Origin of the sequence: Ochrobactrum vermis (assembly GCF_002975205.1) — a bacterium.
GTDB classification, from domain to species: Bacteria; Pseudomonadota; Alphaproteobacteria; order Rhizobiales; family Rhizobiaceae; genus Brucella; species Brucella vermis.
Window position 1 is genome coordinate 1,231,131 of record NZ_PCOC01000002.1, and the last position, 13,798, is coordinate 1,244,928.

Here is a 13,798-nt window from a genome sequence, read left to right on the forward strand (position 1 = left end):
TCATGCGCTAAAGCGAATATCTGTTTCTTAATCCACTTTAGAATCATTCTTAAAATATATGAAGTCTTTTCTCACCTTTAAAGGGGAAAATTTGTTACCGGTATCAATTAACTGCGAGTTCCTCCCAGACCCGCTACAAATGCCCAGTTGGGCCTATTGGCAGACGTCTATCCATTGGGCACTGACGAGTTCAGCCATTTTGTGCGGAGCAATGCGCACGGCACTGTTGGTGGCTCCGGCCGCAGGTACGACTTCCTCGAAATTCTTCAGCGATATATCGCAATAGACGGGCAGGGCCCTCGGCAGACCGAACGGGCAAACGCCTCCTACCGGGTGGCTGGTTTCTGCAAGAACAGTCTCGGCATCCAGCATGCGCGGCTTGGTTCCAAACTGATCCTTGAACTTGCGATTATCGATGCGGGCGTCTCCACGGGTAACGACGAGAATGGTCCGATCCTTGGCAGAAAAGGAAAGTGTTTTGGCAATCTGCCCCGGTTCCACGCCATGCGCTTCGGCGGCTAGAATAACAGTGGCAGTACTGGTCGGCAGCTCAATTACTTTGATTTCGGGCGCCTTGGCTGCAAAAAAGGCCTTAACGGAATCCAGACTCATAGCTTCCCTTCTTCTTATTTTGATTATTAAACTCAAGTTTAAGCCGCAACGAGCCAAAGAACAAGCCTGGTCGTTTCCTTGCGGCATTTTGGCATTGAGTTTCTATCAGATCGAAGTCTCGATCTGCAATAATCTCAAAAGAGAATGGACGGAAGATAAGCGAGGCGGCCTTGGCTCATAACACAGCAGCCGCTGCCCTGTGTTATGAGCAGGCTCTTGGGCCGATGTTAGAGATCTACCGGGCGACCCGAAGCTTCTTCTTCCAGGGTTACTGCCACGTCGGCATTGGCTGACAATCTTACCTTGTTACCTTCGATGTCGGCAACAAAGCCGAGCTCTATATAGTGATGATGATTACTATGCATTCCGGAATTATCGGTCTTTTTCAGCTTGATACGGTTATCTTCAATGCGGTCGACCGTGCCGACATGCACGCCATCGGCTCCGATGACTTCCATATTCTCCCGGATTTTCTGCTGCATGGGGAATCCTCCGTGTTGAATGATGCCGCAAGGGCAATCTGCGATTAAGGCTGCATGAGGGAACTTAGCGCGCTTTCTGCAGCCGCCCATGGCTGCAACATTGAAAGTTTTGTTCTTGGGGCTGGATCGAACTTTTGGATTGGGTGCCTAACACTGACTTTCTCCTCCGGTGTTCAGAATGCTGGCAAATGGAACAGTGCACGTTGACGCGACAAGAAAAGCTGCTAAGAAGTCACTCGCTGAGCGATTGGGCGCAAATCGGTAGCTTGCTGCGATTTGGTGCTTTTCCAAACTTTGGAAAAGCATAAATAAAACAGTTGCCTGGAGGGGTGGCCGAGCGGTTTAAGGCACCGGTCTTGAAAACCGGCGTGCAGGAGACTGTACCGTGGGTTCGAATCCCACCCCCTCCGCCATTGATTTCCATGGAATTTTCACAAAAGTTGATGAGTTCCAAGGTCCTAGAGCAAACTTTGTACGCCCCTCAACTATTCGCGCATCAATTCGTGTTTCCAGGTCGTCCACATATTTGCAGCGGTTGAAGTGAACATATGCTTTGTGAAAACAAACCAAAAATCTCACAATGTTCCATTGGTGTTAATTCCAATAATTATCATGAACATTATCACTATTATGGCCGCAAACAGCACAAAATATTGGATAAAAGAGAATGTATCAATATCCATATTCTTAAATCCTAAAATATTATATAAATAAAGAATATCATATAACTTGTTATATTTACATTAAAATGAGCTATACAATTTTGTATCGTTTTTTGATTGATATAGGTGAAATTAATTTCAGTAAAAACTCGGAATTATCTGGTGGTTATCTTACTAGTGCTCGCAGTTCTGGAGGTCGTGTACGAATGACGTAGGCAACACAGGGTAAGAACCGGGAATGAACGCACGTGCACCGCCTACGACGCTTCTTCTTCGATAGCATTTTGTGCGACTTGTTCGATGCCGCCATTGAAACGTTCTGCGGCAAGCAATCCGAGCCATACGGCGATGAGGCAAAGCACGACAGAAAAGCCAATATTGAACAAGGCTTTGCCCGGTTGCCCGGCACGCAGAAGGTCCATTGTCTGCAGGCTGAAAGAGGAGAAAGTGGTAAAGCCACCACAGATCCCAACCATGAATGCAATGCGCCAGACTTCCGGTACGGGAAAGCGGCCTTGTTCCAGCGTCAAGGCACCGAAAAAAGAGATTGCAAAAGAACCGACAATATTGATGACAATAGTGCCCCAGGGAAGTTCGCGGCTTATCGGCAACATCAGCAGGGCTAGCCAGTATCGCGCGACGCTTCCGATTGCTCCTCCGAGCGCCACCATGAGGGTTGCTTGCATTGTTCTGTGTCCATTCAATAATGGATTGAGGCTTCGACCGGTGACTTCTGAAAGCTTGATATAGAATCTCGCATCAAGAGGTCTTGCGACGCACTCTTCTCCTGTTTCAATTCAAGCAGGAGTCATCAGCCAATTGCTGGCAGTTTCGGGAGAACCCCATTCCCATCATGCGCGGCGAAAGCCATTATCGTTTATACTGAAAAGTAAGGTTGCCCGTCAATCTGGTGAACGCGGATGCAACGCCGTTGCTGATCACAAACCGGTAATCAGTTGAGCGCACCGCTCTTGTGGCGCCCGAGCCGACGTCTTGCCGCGTCGTTTACCCTGTAAATGAACGAGGCAGGCGCTGGCAAAGTGCGTCGCATGAAAGCGACCTTGCGCAGATAGGTGTCGATTTTCCAGATTGCCCATGTACCGCCACGGAAATAGGCGACGTCGCCAGCTCGTAAAGTGCGCGTGCCGCCATCTGCATCGGTGACATGGACTTCGCCTTCCAGAATATAGACGGTTTCATCCCAGCCGAAATACCAGCGGAACGTGCCAGCAGTGCAATCCCAAATGGCTGTATAAGCTGCACGGTCATTGCTTGCCGATTGCTCGCAGGAGCGCGCCTGCGGATTACCGTCCAGCACCCAGTCGGGATTGATAGGTGCGGATTTGAGTGTCATCTCCGTGGCATTGTCGGAAACCACAGCCGGTCCCCTGGGCGCAACGAAGGCTCTCGGCATCGTTCGCGCAACAGCGAGAACGGCGCTTGCTAGCATGAATTTCCAAGCCATGATTTCCCCCCGATTGGCAATCGTATTTCTGAATAACGGCAATTCGTCAGAAATGCGTTAAAGCGCGGGGAGAAATCGCGCTTTCCATGCAACTGTTGCAGTACTTCGAGCCCGATACGACAGTATCAAGCAGCGACTATACTATCACTGCTGGCAGGCAGTTCGAAGAGCCGAGCGCCGTTATCTGTTCCCATTTCCTTATAGCCGATGATCTTGAACCATTTCACGATATCGGACCGGTCGAGCCAGCTTCGCGAATGGACGGGCAGGTCGCCCGCCAAGGCTTGAATCTGCCGGATATGCTGTTTGCAGAAGCGGACCGTATTTCGGTTGAAGAACGCTTCCTTCGCCGCAAAAAGCGTATCCGTGGCGCCGTTTGCCTCATGCCAAGCGATGATTGCGACCACTTTGTCGTTCTGCAGCAGAGCATGCGCCCGGCCTTCCCGCAGGTTCATCATCAGGTTGTCATAGGCAGCCTTGGTATCCTTACCGGCCGCGATATACTCTATCGCCATACGCCTCGAAAGGTCGTGAAAAACGCTTTCAAGATCACCGACAGTCGCTGTACGTGCTTTCATTTTTCTGACCTCCCTTCACTTCGCATTCGTCGTGGAAACACGACGGCACCATATTGGCCACTTCTGGCCATCGCTTTCAACGCGAAAAGCCCGTGTCGGTTCCGCTCAGTCGAAGCAAGTTCCGCTATAACTATGAGGCAGGGCGGCAAGAGCAGTGAATGTCCGTCGGTTGAAACCTGTGTTCACGTGATTGTGAGATCAGCGTGCAACGAGATTTTATTCAGCACGATTTTGGACATTTACCGGGCTTTTCAGATTCCATCAGGGCGCTAGTTTTACAGTGAATCTCGGTTGGTTTTGCACAACTAGGGTACAAGATATTTGAACTATTCTGGAGGTGTGTGTATCCAACGTATATGTTTCTCATCTGCGCATCGTGGATTTTTCTCGGAAACACCTCAAAAAGTCTTACCCACCTAATCGGCAGGAAACGACAATGACCGACCTTCCCGGATATCCAAGTCGGCGTAGTTTTCTGAAAGCTTCCGCAGTAAGTGTGATGCTTTCGGGACTCGCTGTTTCGGCAAAAGCGGAACCCCAAACGCCTCCGGTTCCTCTTGAACAATATGAACGCCAGTATTTTAACGAGGTCGAATGGGCTTTCATTCTGGCCGCAACGGCGAGACTGATCCCGTCTGACGGTGATGGCCCTGGTGCTATCGAAGCCCGTGTTCCCGTGTTCATCGATCTCCAGCTTGCCGGCGATTTCGGTCGCGCGGACGATTGGTACATGGTCGGCCCTCACGATGCTTCTGCCGATCCGACCCGCGGCTGGCAAACGCCGCTCAATCCGGCGCAGATCTACCGTCAGGGCATTCCTGCCTTCAATGCATGGTGTGAACAGAAGCACGGTACAGCCTTTTCCGCACTGACGGCGGAACAGCAGGATGCGGCGCTGACTTCGCTGCAAAAAGGGGAGGTGGGTCTGCAGCCTGAACTGCGCGACTTCTTCACGCTCCTCTTGCAGAACACCAAGGAAGGCTATTTCGCTGATCCGATGTATGGCGGCAATCACGGCATGCAGGCGTGGAGTTATATCGGTTTCCCCGGTGCGCGCGGCAGCTACAAGGAATGGGTCGAACGCTACAACGTTCGTTATCCGCTGGGCCCGATTTCGATCAAGGGCGAGAGGGCTTAACAATGGCACGTCAGGAAAAGAAAAAAGACGTGGTCGTGGTCGGCCTCGGCTGGACCGGGGCCATTCTGGCTATGGAGCTGGCGCAGGACGGGCTTGAAATCGTTGCGCTTGAGCGCGGGCGCGATCAGAACACCGTTCCCGATTTCCAATATCCGAATATGATCGACGAGCTGAAATATGGCGTGCGCCTGAAATTGATGCAACGCGCCAGCCAGCAGACGGTCACGATCCGGCGCAACGAGAACGAAATTGCGTTGCCTTATCGCAGCTTTGGTTCGTTTCTGCCCGGCAACGGTGTCGGTGGTGCGGGCACGCACTGGAACGGCCTGAACTGGCGTCCTCAGCCGGAAGAACTGCGCCTGCGTTCTTACGTCAAGGAACGCTGGGGCGAGCAGATTATCCCTGAAGATATGCTTCTGGGCGATTATCCGATCCATTATGACGAGCTGGAACCGTTCTTTGACCGTTTCGAGCGTATCGCTGGCATTTCCGGCAAGGCAGGCAATCTCAAGGGAAAGACTGCCGAAGGCGGCAATCCGTTTGAGGGATGGCGTTCGAACGATTATCCAATGCCGCCGATGCACACGACCTGGGACGGGCGGAAATTTGCCGATGCCGCTCAGGGGATGGGGTATCATCCGTTCCCGTCGCCGGGCGGCATTGCCTCGACCGCCTATGTCAACGAGTACGGCATGCAGATGGGGCCGTGCAATCATTGTGGCTTCTGCGAGCGCTTTGGCTGCTACCAATATTCCAAGTCTTCGCCACAAACGGCAATTCTCGATGCGCTGAAGCGTATGCCTAATTTCTCCTATCGCACGGAGTCGGAAGTTCTGCGCGTCGAAATGGCGCCGGACGGCAAGACGGCCACCGGCGTGACCTATTTCGACGAGGCGACGCAAGAAGAAGTCTTCCAGCCAGCGGATATCGTCATTCTCGCCTCCTTTTCGCTTAACAACGTGCATCTGGCGCTGCTTTCCGGGATCGGTCAGCCTTACGATCCGGCGACCGGCGAGGGTGTTACCGGGCGTAACTACGCCTATCAGATGAATGGCGGTGTGACGCTCTTCTTCAAGGATGAAGAGTTCAATCCGTTCATCGGCACGGGCGCAAACGGCATGTGCATAGATGACTTCGGTGTTAACCAGATTGATTTCGGACGGGAAGGCTTCATTGGTGGTTCATACTGGCGCTCGGGCCAGACCAACGGCCAGCCAATCCGTAGCATGCCGCTGCCGTCCGGTACGCCGGGTTGGGGCGGGGCGTGGAAAAAGGCCATTGCCGAATGGTACGGCCACGCCATGTCCATCGGCAGCCATGGTTCCCATATGTCTTACAAGACGAACCATCTCGATCTGGACCCGACCTACAAGGACCGTCACGGTCGCCCGCTCATGCGCATGACCTTCAACTGGAATCCGAACGATATCCGGATGACCCAGTACATGAGGACCAAGATGGAAGAGCTGGCCAAGACGATGAAACCGGATCTGATGCAGTCGTCCTTCAAGAAGGAGGGTGCACAATATGACGTGCGCCCATACCAGACGACACATAATACCGGCGGCCATATCATGTCGGAGAATCCGCGTGAGGGCGTGGTCAACCGCTATTCGCAGGCATGGGACAAGCACAATGTGTTCATGACTGGTGCGGGTAATTTCGTGCAGAACACGCAGTACAATCCGACAGGTCTGCTCGGTGGGCTTGCCTATTCGACTGCTCACGCGATCCGCACGCAATATCTGTCCAATCCGCGTCCGCTGATCTGAGGAGAATGGTGATGAAAACTTTTCTTCGCATAATCGGCGCTCTGGGCGTCATCGGGATTGTCGCGCTGCTGGCCTTCATCTTCGTGCCGGTACAACTGACCAAACCGACGAAAGAACTGGCTGCAGACTGGAAGCCCGCCGAAGGGCAGGGCCAATATGTCATGTATGCCTCCGACTGCATGGCCTGCCATACGGCAGAGGGTGGCAAGCCTTTTGCGGGTGGACGCCCGATTGCAAGCCCGATGGGGACAATCTGGACGACCAACATCACGCCTGACAAGGAAAGCGGCATTGGAAACTGGACGCTCGATCAGTTCCGTGCTGCTCTCTATGACGGCATTCGTGCCGATGGCTCGCATCTCTATCCGGCAATGCCTTACGAAAACTATCGCAAACTGACAGAGGAAGATGTCCGCGCGCTGTATGATTATTTCATGCATCAGGTAGAGCCAGTGAACAATGTGGTTCAGGAAACCAAGCTCGGCTTTCCGTTTAACATGCGTTTCGGCATTCGTGCCTGGAACTGGCTGGCTCTCGGTCAGGAGGCGGGCTTCAAGGCCGCTGGCAAGTCGGAAGCCCAGGATCGAGGTCAGTATCTGGTGGAAGGACCGGCTCACTGCGCCGCCTGCCACAGCCCGCGCAATCCTCTCATGGCGCAGAGCGGCACGCAGATCGGTGACAAGGACTTCCTTACCGGTGGCGTTGTCGATGGCTGGAATGCACCGTCACTGCGTGGCGCTAACTCCGCTCCGCAGAAATGGTCCATTGAGGAACTGGCCACTTATCTCGCAACGGGTCGCAACTCCTACTCCACGGCCAACGGTGAAATGGGTCTCGCGGTCGAGCACTCGCTGCAGCATCTCACAGATGCCGACAATCTGGCTATTGCTGCCTTCCTGAAGGGGATCGACGGAGCGGCTGTCGAAGTGCCGCAGAGCTTTGCTTCAAAGGCATCGATGGCGCTGCCAGCAGCTCCGGCAGATGCTGCCGGTGAAGAAACGGCAAAGATGTTGACGGAAGCTTCTCCGGATATGCCCCTTGGCGCGCGCCTCTATATCGACAACTGTGCCGCCTGCCATTTCGTGACGGGCAAGGGGGCGCCGGGAATCTTCCCTGAGCTTGCCGGTAATGATCTTGTGACAGGTTCGGAAACGAAGCCACTGATCTCGATCATCCTGCACGGTGCAGAGGTCCCGTCCACGGCGAAGCGTCCAATGCGTCTGGTGATGCAGGGCTATGCTGACCGTCTGTCGGACGACGAAGTTGGCGAACTGGCCACATTCGTCCGTTCTGCATGGGGTAACAGCGCTGGACCGGTGAAGGCGGCAGACGTCGCAGCGGTCCGCAACAGCCAGGCTCACTGACAATAAAAACGGCGGAACGAGAGTTCCGCCGTTTTTCTTTATGCGATTTAAGCCGCTTCGATGTCTCGCATCGGCGGGTTTCCATAGAACCGGCTATATTCACGACTGAACTGCGACGGGCTTTGATAGCCCACGCGATGGCCTGCCGTACCGGCATCCAGCCTTTCGACCAGCATGAGCCTGCGTGCTTCGTTCAGGCGAAGCTGCTTTTGATACTGAACCGGTGTCATTGCTGTGATCGCCTTGAAATGATGATGAAAGGACGACGCGCTCATATTGACGTGTTCGGCAAGCTGTTCGATGCGCAACGGTGCCGCAAAATTCTGCCGAAGCCATGCGATTGCCCGCGCTATGCGGTTGGCCTGACTGTCGGCAGTTGCAATATTGATCAATCGTTCTCCGCCGGGACCTGTCAAAAGGCGATAGAGGATTTCCTGTTCGATCAGCGGCGCCATCACCGGAATATCGTCCGGGCTGTCGAGAAGCCGCAACAGGCGCAGGACCGCATCCAGCAGTCCCGCAGGCGCGGCATTGACGGTGATGCCCCATTGATCATCATCGCTCATTGTGTGTCTGCGAACATCGACGCGCCCGATCAGGTCGGTCAGCTTTTCGCTGTCGATGGCGAGGGCCAGACAAAGATGCGGTGCTTCCGGACTTGCCTCGACCACGCGCCAAGTGACGGGCAGATCGAGGGACGTCACAAGATATTCGCCCTTGGTATAGTTGATCGTCTCGGAACCGAGACGCAGGGATTTCGCACCCTGCAGCACCATGGCGAGGCAAGGACGATAGCTGCTATGGCACGGTATGCTTGGCGTTGTCCGCCTGCTGATCCCCAGACCTTCGATCGGTGTGCGATATTCACCGTCCTGCACGGTGAAACGCTTCGCAAGAGCGGCAAGCTCCTCATAGGTGTCTGTCAGTGACGTCATAGGTATTCCGCTTCAGATGAGGTAGAATGCTGTGATTATTTATCAGGCTGTATATATCGGCAATCTCGAAGCAGGCAGTTTTGCAGGATCGTGCAAGAAGCTTGCAGGATCGGTCTACCGCTTCTGCCCTTGCTTCCGGCATATTCCGCGTGCTTCCCCAATCCAATAAATGGAGTCTATCATGGCCATAGCAAGAGGTTACGCTGCTACGGATGCAGATGAGCCGTTGGTTCCGTTCACTTTTGAGCGGCGCGAGCCCAATGCGGATGACGTGGTCATCTCGATCCAGTATTGCGGCGTTTGCCATTCCGACATCCATACCGTCCGTGATGAATGGAAGAACGCCGTTTATCCAATCGTTCCGGGGCATGAAATCGCTGGCGTCGTTACCGCCGTCGGCGGTGCGGTCACCAAATTCAAGGTCGGCGACAAGGTCGGCGTCGGCTGTTTCGTGGATTCCTGTGTTGGCTGTGCCAGCCGGGATCTCGATAACGAGCACTATCTTCCAGGCCTCATCCAGACCTACAATACCTTCGATGCCGAGGGAAAAGACCGGACGCAGGGCGGATACTCCGATCATATCGTCGTCAAGGAAGGCTACGTCCTTTCCATGCCGGACAATCTTCCGCTCGATGCGGCGGCGCCCCTGCTTTGCGCGGGTATCACCCTTTATTCGCCGCTGCGCCACTGGAATGCAGGCCCCGGCAAGCGTGTCGCCATCGTCGGCATGGGTGGGCTTGGGCATATGGGCGTCAAGCTCGCCAATGCCATGGGCGCGCATGTTACGGTTTTGAGCCAGTCACTTTCCAAGAAGGAAGACGGTCTCAAACTTGGCGCCCACGAATATTATGCCACCAGTGATGCAACCACTTTCGAGAAGCTGGCGGGATCGTTTGATCTCATCATCTGCACGGTCGGTGTTGCCATTGACTGGAATGCTTATCTTGGCCTGCTTAAAGTGAACGGCACGATGGTTGTTGTCGGCGTTCCTGAGAACATGGTGCCCGTGCACGCGTTCTCGCTTATTCCCGGTCGCAAGTCACTGGCAGGGTCGATGATCGGATCGATCAAGGAAACACAGGAAATGCTGGACTTCTGCGGTCAGCACAACATCGTTTCCGAGATTGAGAAGATCAAGATTCAGGACATTAACGAAGCCTACGAACGTGTTCTGAAGAGCGATGTGCGCTATCGCTTCGTCATCGATATGGCTTCGCTCGCAGCCTGATCAAATAGCCTGCGCGGCGCTCTTTCACGGTGCCGCGCAGGCAGAGCCATTCTAGTCTGTTTTGGTTACGTCGTTGTCGGCACCGGAGATCGAGATGGTCGGTTCAGTGGAGCCGCCGGCGAGCGACCAACTCACCTGATGGCTCACGCCGCTCACATCGAACTGCGAAGGTCCATCGACCTTTACATTCACGATATTCTCCGCACCGGTAACCTCCAGAGTTGAAGGAGCTGTTCCTTCCTTCAAAGTGGCGGTGACCTGATTGTTCGATACTCCAACGATCAGCTTCCCCGTCGTTCCTCCCGAAACCGTGTTGTTCGTACCGGATATCGAAAGCTGCTGTGCGTTTTCGAAAGTCACGGTTTGCGAGACGCCATGAACGGTGACATGGCCGCATTCTCCTGTGAGCTTAATCGTATTTTCCGCGCCGTAGATCCCGACATCGCCGGATGTGCAGGTGATTTCCCTGCCAAGATCGACACCTTCGATTTTTTGTTCGTCGGCGAGAGATGAGGTAGCGGTGAGAAGTGTCAGGCCGCCTGCCATCAACGCAATTTTCAACATGTCAATCTCTTTCACCAAAACCATATGTGGCAATTGTTAACCATAGCGCATCTGATCTGTATAGATATGGCGTCACCAAGGCCGATGTCTGTTCGATATGAACATTTTGCTTATCGCTTATTATCAATGACTGAATTACACTTGGGTGTGTAGCGGGCATGTGGCAGGGGAATACTACTTGGGATTCGACCAGAATACGTTGTTTTTTGCGACTGGTATCTGCTCTCTGGCAGTCGGCCTTACGATTCTCAGCGTCTGGTATCAGAACTCGCGTGACAAATTCCTGCTTTGGGGCTGTCTCGGCATGATCCTGCTCGGCGCAGGAGCGGTGCTTTATTATGCTGGGCCTTTGTCGCTGGTCACGGCCTCCATTGTTGCCTTCGGTTTGGAGAGCGTGGGTTTCGTCCTTCTGATTGTCGGTTCACGGCATATTTCCGGGCGTCCGATACACCGCAGCTCTCTGGTCGTTCTGGCGATTGCCGTCATATGTGCCACGACGCTACCCATTCTGGCCGGACAGACTGGCACGGGCACGGCGATCTTCAACCTGACTTCGGCCCTGTTGCTCCTGCTGACGGCGAAGGAATATTTCCATGTCTTTCGCGAAGCGCCGGTTCCGGTCACTGGCATGGTTATTCTCTACGCTCTGACGGCCATTTCATTCTTTCTTTGCGGCGCTGTCATCCTGCATGAGCGGCAATGGGTAATGACCGCGATTCCAAGTAATTGGGCCGAGGATATCAATGCCATCACCGCCATTATAGGCATTACCGGCATTGGCGCTCTATCGCTGAATTTCACCCAGTCACGCATTGCGCGCCGCCATGCCACTGAGGCACGCACAGACAGTCTGACGGGATTGCTGAACCGGCGCGCTCTTTATGATGTGCTGGGCGACAATGAACTGCAGCTCGGGGATTCGGTTGTGATCTTCGACCTTGATGCGTTCAAATCCATCAATGATACGCATGGCCACATTATCGGCGATCAGGTGTTGGGCACCTTTTCCGACGTTTTGCGCAGCCATGTCAAAGGCGCGGCTCTCATCTCCCGCATCGGCGGTGAGGAGTTTGTTCTGATCTTGAGGCAGAGACACAACAGCGACGTTCTCGCTCTGGCCGACACGATCCGCAGAGCCTTTGCGGCGATTGCCTTTGAGGCTTCGGCTGGGGAGTTTTCAACGACGACAAGTGCCGGGATCGCTTTCTGCATGCCGGGAGGGGATGACTTCCAGACTGTCTTCCGCAGAGCGGATGCCGCGCTTTATCGCGCCAAGCATCTTGGCCGCAACAAGGTCTGCACCGAACTGCACAGCGTCGCTTGAGCTTCTTGCAAACGACGAATGAATAGGGGCCTGAAATCAGGCCCCTATCGGTTTATTCCGTTATGACATCACGTGCCGAAGCGCTCTTCACTGAGTGCTGCCGCCATCAGGGCTTTGGTATAGTCCTCACGTGGATGATCGAAGACCTGTTCGGTATCGCCCTGTTCTACTATCTTGCCGTTTTTCATCACGATCACATAGTCCGAAACCGCGCGCACGACAGCCATGTCGTGGCTGATGAAGAGATAGGACAGGCCATGATCCGTCTGCAAATCGCGCAACAGGGTGACGATCTGTTTCTGTACCGAGCGATCCAGCGCACTTGTCGGCTCGTCGAGCACGATCACACGCGGCTTCAGGATCATCGTGCGCGCAATGGCAATGCGCTGACGCTGGCCGCCTGAAAACTCGTGTGGATAGCGATTGCGCATGGCTGGGTCCATGCCGACCTCTCGCAAGGCTTCCTGTGCACGGCGATCGCGCTCCTTCGCCGAAAGCGCCGGTTCGTGAATCAAAAGCCCTTCGGTGATGATGCGCCCAACAGTCATACGGGGGCTGAGCGAGCCGAACGGGTCCTGAAAGACGAGCTGCAGCTCACGGCGTTTTGGACGCATCGCCTGCGATTCATGCGGCAATTCCTGTCCGAGATAGGCGATGCGGCCTTCTGACGGAAGAAGACGTAGGATTGCGCGGCCTAGTGTGGACTTGCCGGAACCGGATTCGCCCACGATGCCGATGGTCTGGCCTTCCTTCAGCGTCAGCGAAACATTGTTGACGGCCGTGAGATAATTCGCAGCGCCAATCCAAGGCTTGTTGATGAGGAAGTTGACCTTCACATTGTCGGCGCGAATGAGCACCGGCGCATCGTCGGGAGGAGGAGCTTTCTCGCCTTCGGGTTCTGCATCGAGCAGCATCTTCGTATAGGGATGCTCAGGCGCGGTGAAAAGCTTCTCCGTCTCGTTGGTTTCAACCACTTCGCCAGAACGCATGACATAAACCCGGTCGGCAAAGCGCCGCACGATGCCAAGATCATGCGTGATGAAGACCACAGCCATTCCCAACCGTTCCTGCAGATCGGCCAGAAGGTCCAGAATCTGCGCTTGAATGGTGACGTCGAGCGCCGTCGTTGGTTCGTCCGCGATCAGAATGTCGGGTTCATTTGCGAGTGCCATGGCGATCATGACGCGCTGGCGCTGTCCGCCAGACAGCTCGTAGGGATAGCTGTCGATGCGGCGCTCCGGTTCTGGAATGCCAACCAGCTTCAACAGCTCAAGAATACGCGGGCGCGCCTGCTTCTTGTTCATGCCGCGATGGTAGCGAAGCGGCTCGGCAAGCTGATCACCGATGCGGTAAAGCGGATCAAGCGACGTCATCGGCTCCTGAAAGATCATAGTGATCTTTGCGCCGCGGATATTGTTCAGCTTCTTTTCGGTCATGCCGATCAGATCCTGACCGCGATAGAGCGCCTGGCCGGTCGCTTTGCCGTTCTGCGCCAGAAGGCCCATCATCGCCATGGTCGTCTGGCTCTTGCCCGAGCCGGACTCGCCGACGATGGCAATGGTCTCACCGGCTTTGACATCAAGATCGATGCCGCGCACCGCCTCTACCGGGCCGTCATGCGTGTCGAAAGTGACCTTCAGGTCGCGTACGCTCAGAATGTTTTCCTTCGTCATC

Annotated in this window: 13 protein-coding genes, 1 tRNA gene and 1 riboswitch; of the genes, 6 read left to right on the forward strand and 8 right to left on the reverse strand. The window is 54.5% G+C overall.

Features of this window, described 5'->3' with window-relative positions; translation table 11 throughout:
• Positions 1 to 153: 153 nt before the first annotated feature.
• Positions 154 to 612, reverse strand: coding sequence for a YbaK/EbsC family protein (locus tag CQZ93_RS20075; protein WP_105544316.1), 459 nt, complete (start codon positions 610 to 612; stop codon positions 154 to 156).
• 227 nt (positions 613 to 839) lie between these two features.
• The gene (locus CQZ93_RS20080) at positions 840 to 1,094 is read right to left on the reverse strand and encodes a DUF2171 domain-containing protein (protein WP_105544317.1); all 255 of its coding nucleotides are present in this window, start codon (positions 1,092 to 1,094) and stop codon (positions 840 to 842) included.
• A 323-nt stretch (positions 1,095 to 1,417) separates the two neighbouring features.
• Between CQZ93_RS20080 and CQZ93_RS20085 the strand changes: the two genes are divergently transcribed.
• Positions 1,418 to 1,507, forward strand: a tRNA-Ser gene (locus CQZ93_RS20085).
• A 506-nt stretch (positions 1,508 to 2,013) separates the two neighbouring features.
• Here the strand turns inward: CQZ93_RS20085 and crcB are convergent.
• The 3 genes from crcB to CQZ93_RS20100 all read right to left on the reverse strand — a co-directional run bounded on the left by crcB (position 2,014) and on the right by CQZ93_RS20100 (position 3,799).
• Positions 2,014 to 2,442: a fluoride efflux transporter CrcB gene (gene crcB, locus CQZ93_RS20090; RefSeq protein ID WP_105544318.1), complete on the reverse strand. Its 429-nt coding sequence runs from the start codon at positions 2,440 to 2,442 to the stop codon at positions 2,014 to 2,016.
• 109 nt (positions 2,443 to 2,551) lie between these two features.
• Positions 2,552 to 2,615, reverse strand: a riboswitch (Fluoride riboswitch).
• A 93-nt stretch (positions 2,616 to 2,708) separates the two neighbouring features.
• Positions 2,709 to 3,221 (reverse strand): cupin domain-containing protein, encoded by a 513-nt coding sequence (locus CQZ93_RS20095; RefSeq protein ID WP_105544319.1) that lies wholly within the window; start codon positions 3,219 to 3,221, stop codon positions 2,709 to 2,711.
• 125 nt (positions 3,222 to 3,346) lie between these two features.
• Positions 3,347 to 3,799, reverse strand: coding sequence for a hypothetical protein (locus CQZ93_RS20100; RefSeq protein WP_105544320.1), 453 nt, complete (start codon positions 3,797 to 3,799; stop codon positions 3,347 to 3,349).
• 436 nt (positions 3,800 to 4,235) lie between these two features.
• Here CQZ93_RS20100 and CQZ93_RS20105 point away from each other — a divergent pair, with 436 nt between their 5' ends.
• The 3 genes from CQZ93_RS20105 to CQZ93_RS20115 are packed head-to-tail and all read left to right on the forward strand — an operon-like array spanning position 4,236 to position 8,073.
• Positions 4,236 to 4,937: a gluconate 2-dehydrogenase subunit 3 family protein gene (locus CQZ93_RS20105; protein ID WP_105544321.1), complete on the forward strand. Its 702-nt coding sequence runs from the start codon at positions 4,236 to 4,238 to the stop codon at positions 4,935 to 4,937.
• A gap of 2 nt (positions 4,938 to 4,939) precedes the next feature.
• Positions 4,940 to 6,709 carry a GMC family oxidoreductase gene (locus CQZ93_RS20110; RefSeq protein ID WP_105544322.1) on the forward strand — a complete coding sequence of 590 codons (1,770 nt, stop codon included), beginning with the start codon at positions 4,940 to 4,942 and terminating at the stop codon, positions 6,707 to 6,709.
• A gap of 11 nt (positions 6,710 to 6,720) precedes the next feature.
• Positions 6,721 to 8,073 carry a cytochrome c gene (locus CQZ93_RS20115; RefSeq protein WP_105544323.1) on the forward strand — a complete coding sequence of 451 codons (1,353 nt, stop codon included), beginning with the start codon at positions 6,721 to 6,723 and terminating at the stop codon, positions 8,071 to 8,073.
• A 47-nt stretch (positions 8,074 to 8,120) separates the two neighbouring features.
• Here the strand turns inward: CQZ93_RS20115 and CQZ93_RS20120 are convergent, their stop codons facing one another.
• Positions 8,121 to 9,008 carry an AraC family transcriptional regulator gene (locus CQZ93_RS20120; RefSeq protein ID WP_105544324.1) on the reverse strand — a complete coding sequence of 296 codons (888 nt, stop codon included), beginning with the start codon at positions 9,006 to 9,008 and terminating at the stop codon, positions 8,121 to 8,123.
• Between the two features lie 181 nt (positions 9,009 to 9,189).
• On the opposite strand from CQZ93_RS20120, the gene CQZ93_RS20125 reads away from it, so the two are divergent.
• On the forward strand, positions 9,190 to 10,236 hold the full coding sequence (locus CQZ93_RS20125; RefSeq protein ID WP_105544325.1) for an NAD(P)-dependent alcohol dehydrogenase: 1,047 nt from the start codon (positions 9,190 to 9,192) through the stop codon (positions 10,234 to 10,236).
• Between the two features lie 51 nt (positions 10,237 to 10,287).
• Here the strand turns inward: CQZ93_RS20125 and CQZ93_RS20130 are convergent, their stop codons facing one another.
• Positions 10,288 to 10,800, reverse strand: a complete 513-nt coding sequence (locus CQZ93_RS20130; RefSeq protein WP_105544326.1) for a DUF3060 domain-containing protein — start codon at positions 10,798 to 10,800, stop codon at positions 10,288 to 10,290.
• Positions 10,801 to 10,978: 178 nt separating this feature from the next.
• Between CQZ93_RS20130 and CQZ93_RS20135 the strand changes: the two genes are divergently transcribed.
• Positions 10,979 to 12,124: a GGDEF domain-containing protein gene (locus tag CQZ93_RS20135; RefSeq protein ID WP_105544327.1), complete on the forward strand. Its 1,146-nt coding sequence runs from the start codon at positions 10,979 to 10,981 to the stop codon at positions 12,122 to 12,124.
• A 68-nt stretch (positions 12,125 to 12,192) separates the two neighbouring features.
• On the opposite strand, the gene CQZ93_RS20140 is transcribed toward CQZ93_RS20135, so the two are convergent.
• A complete protein-coding gene (locus CQZ93_RS20140; protein WP_105544328.1) occupies positions 12,193 to 13,797 on the reverse strand; it encodes an ABC transporter ATP-binding protein in 1,605 nt (534 codons plus the stop codon).
• Position 13,798 lies beyond the last annotated feature (1 nt).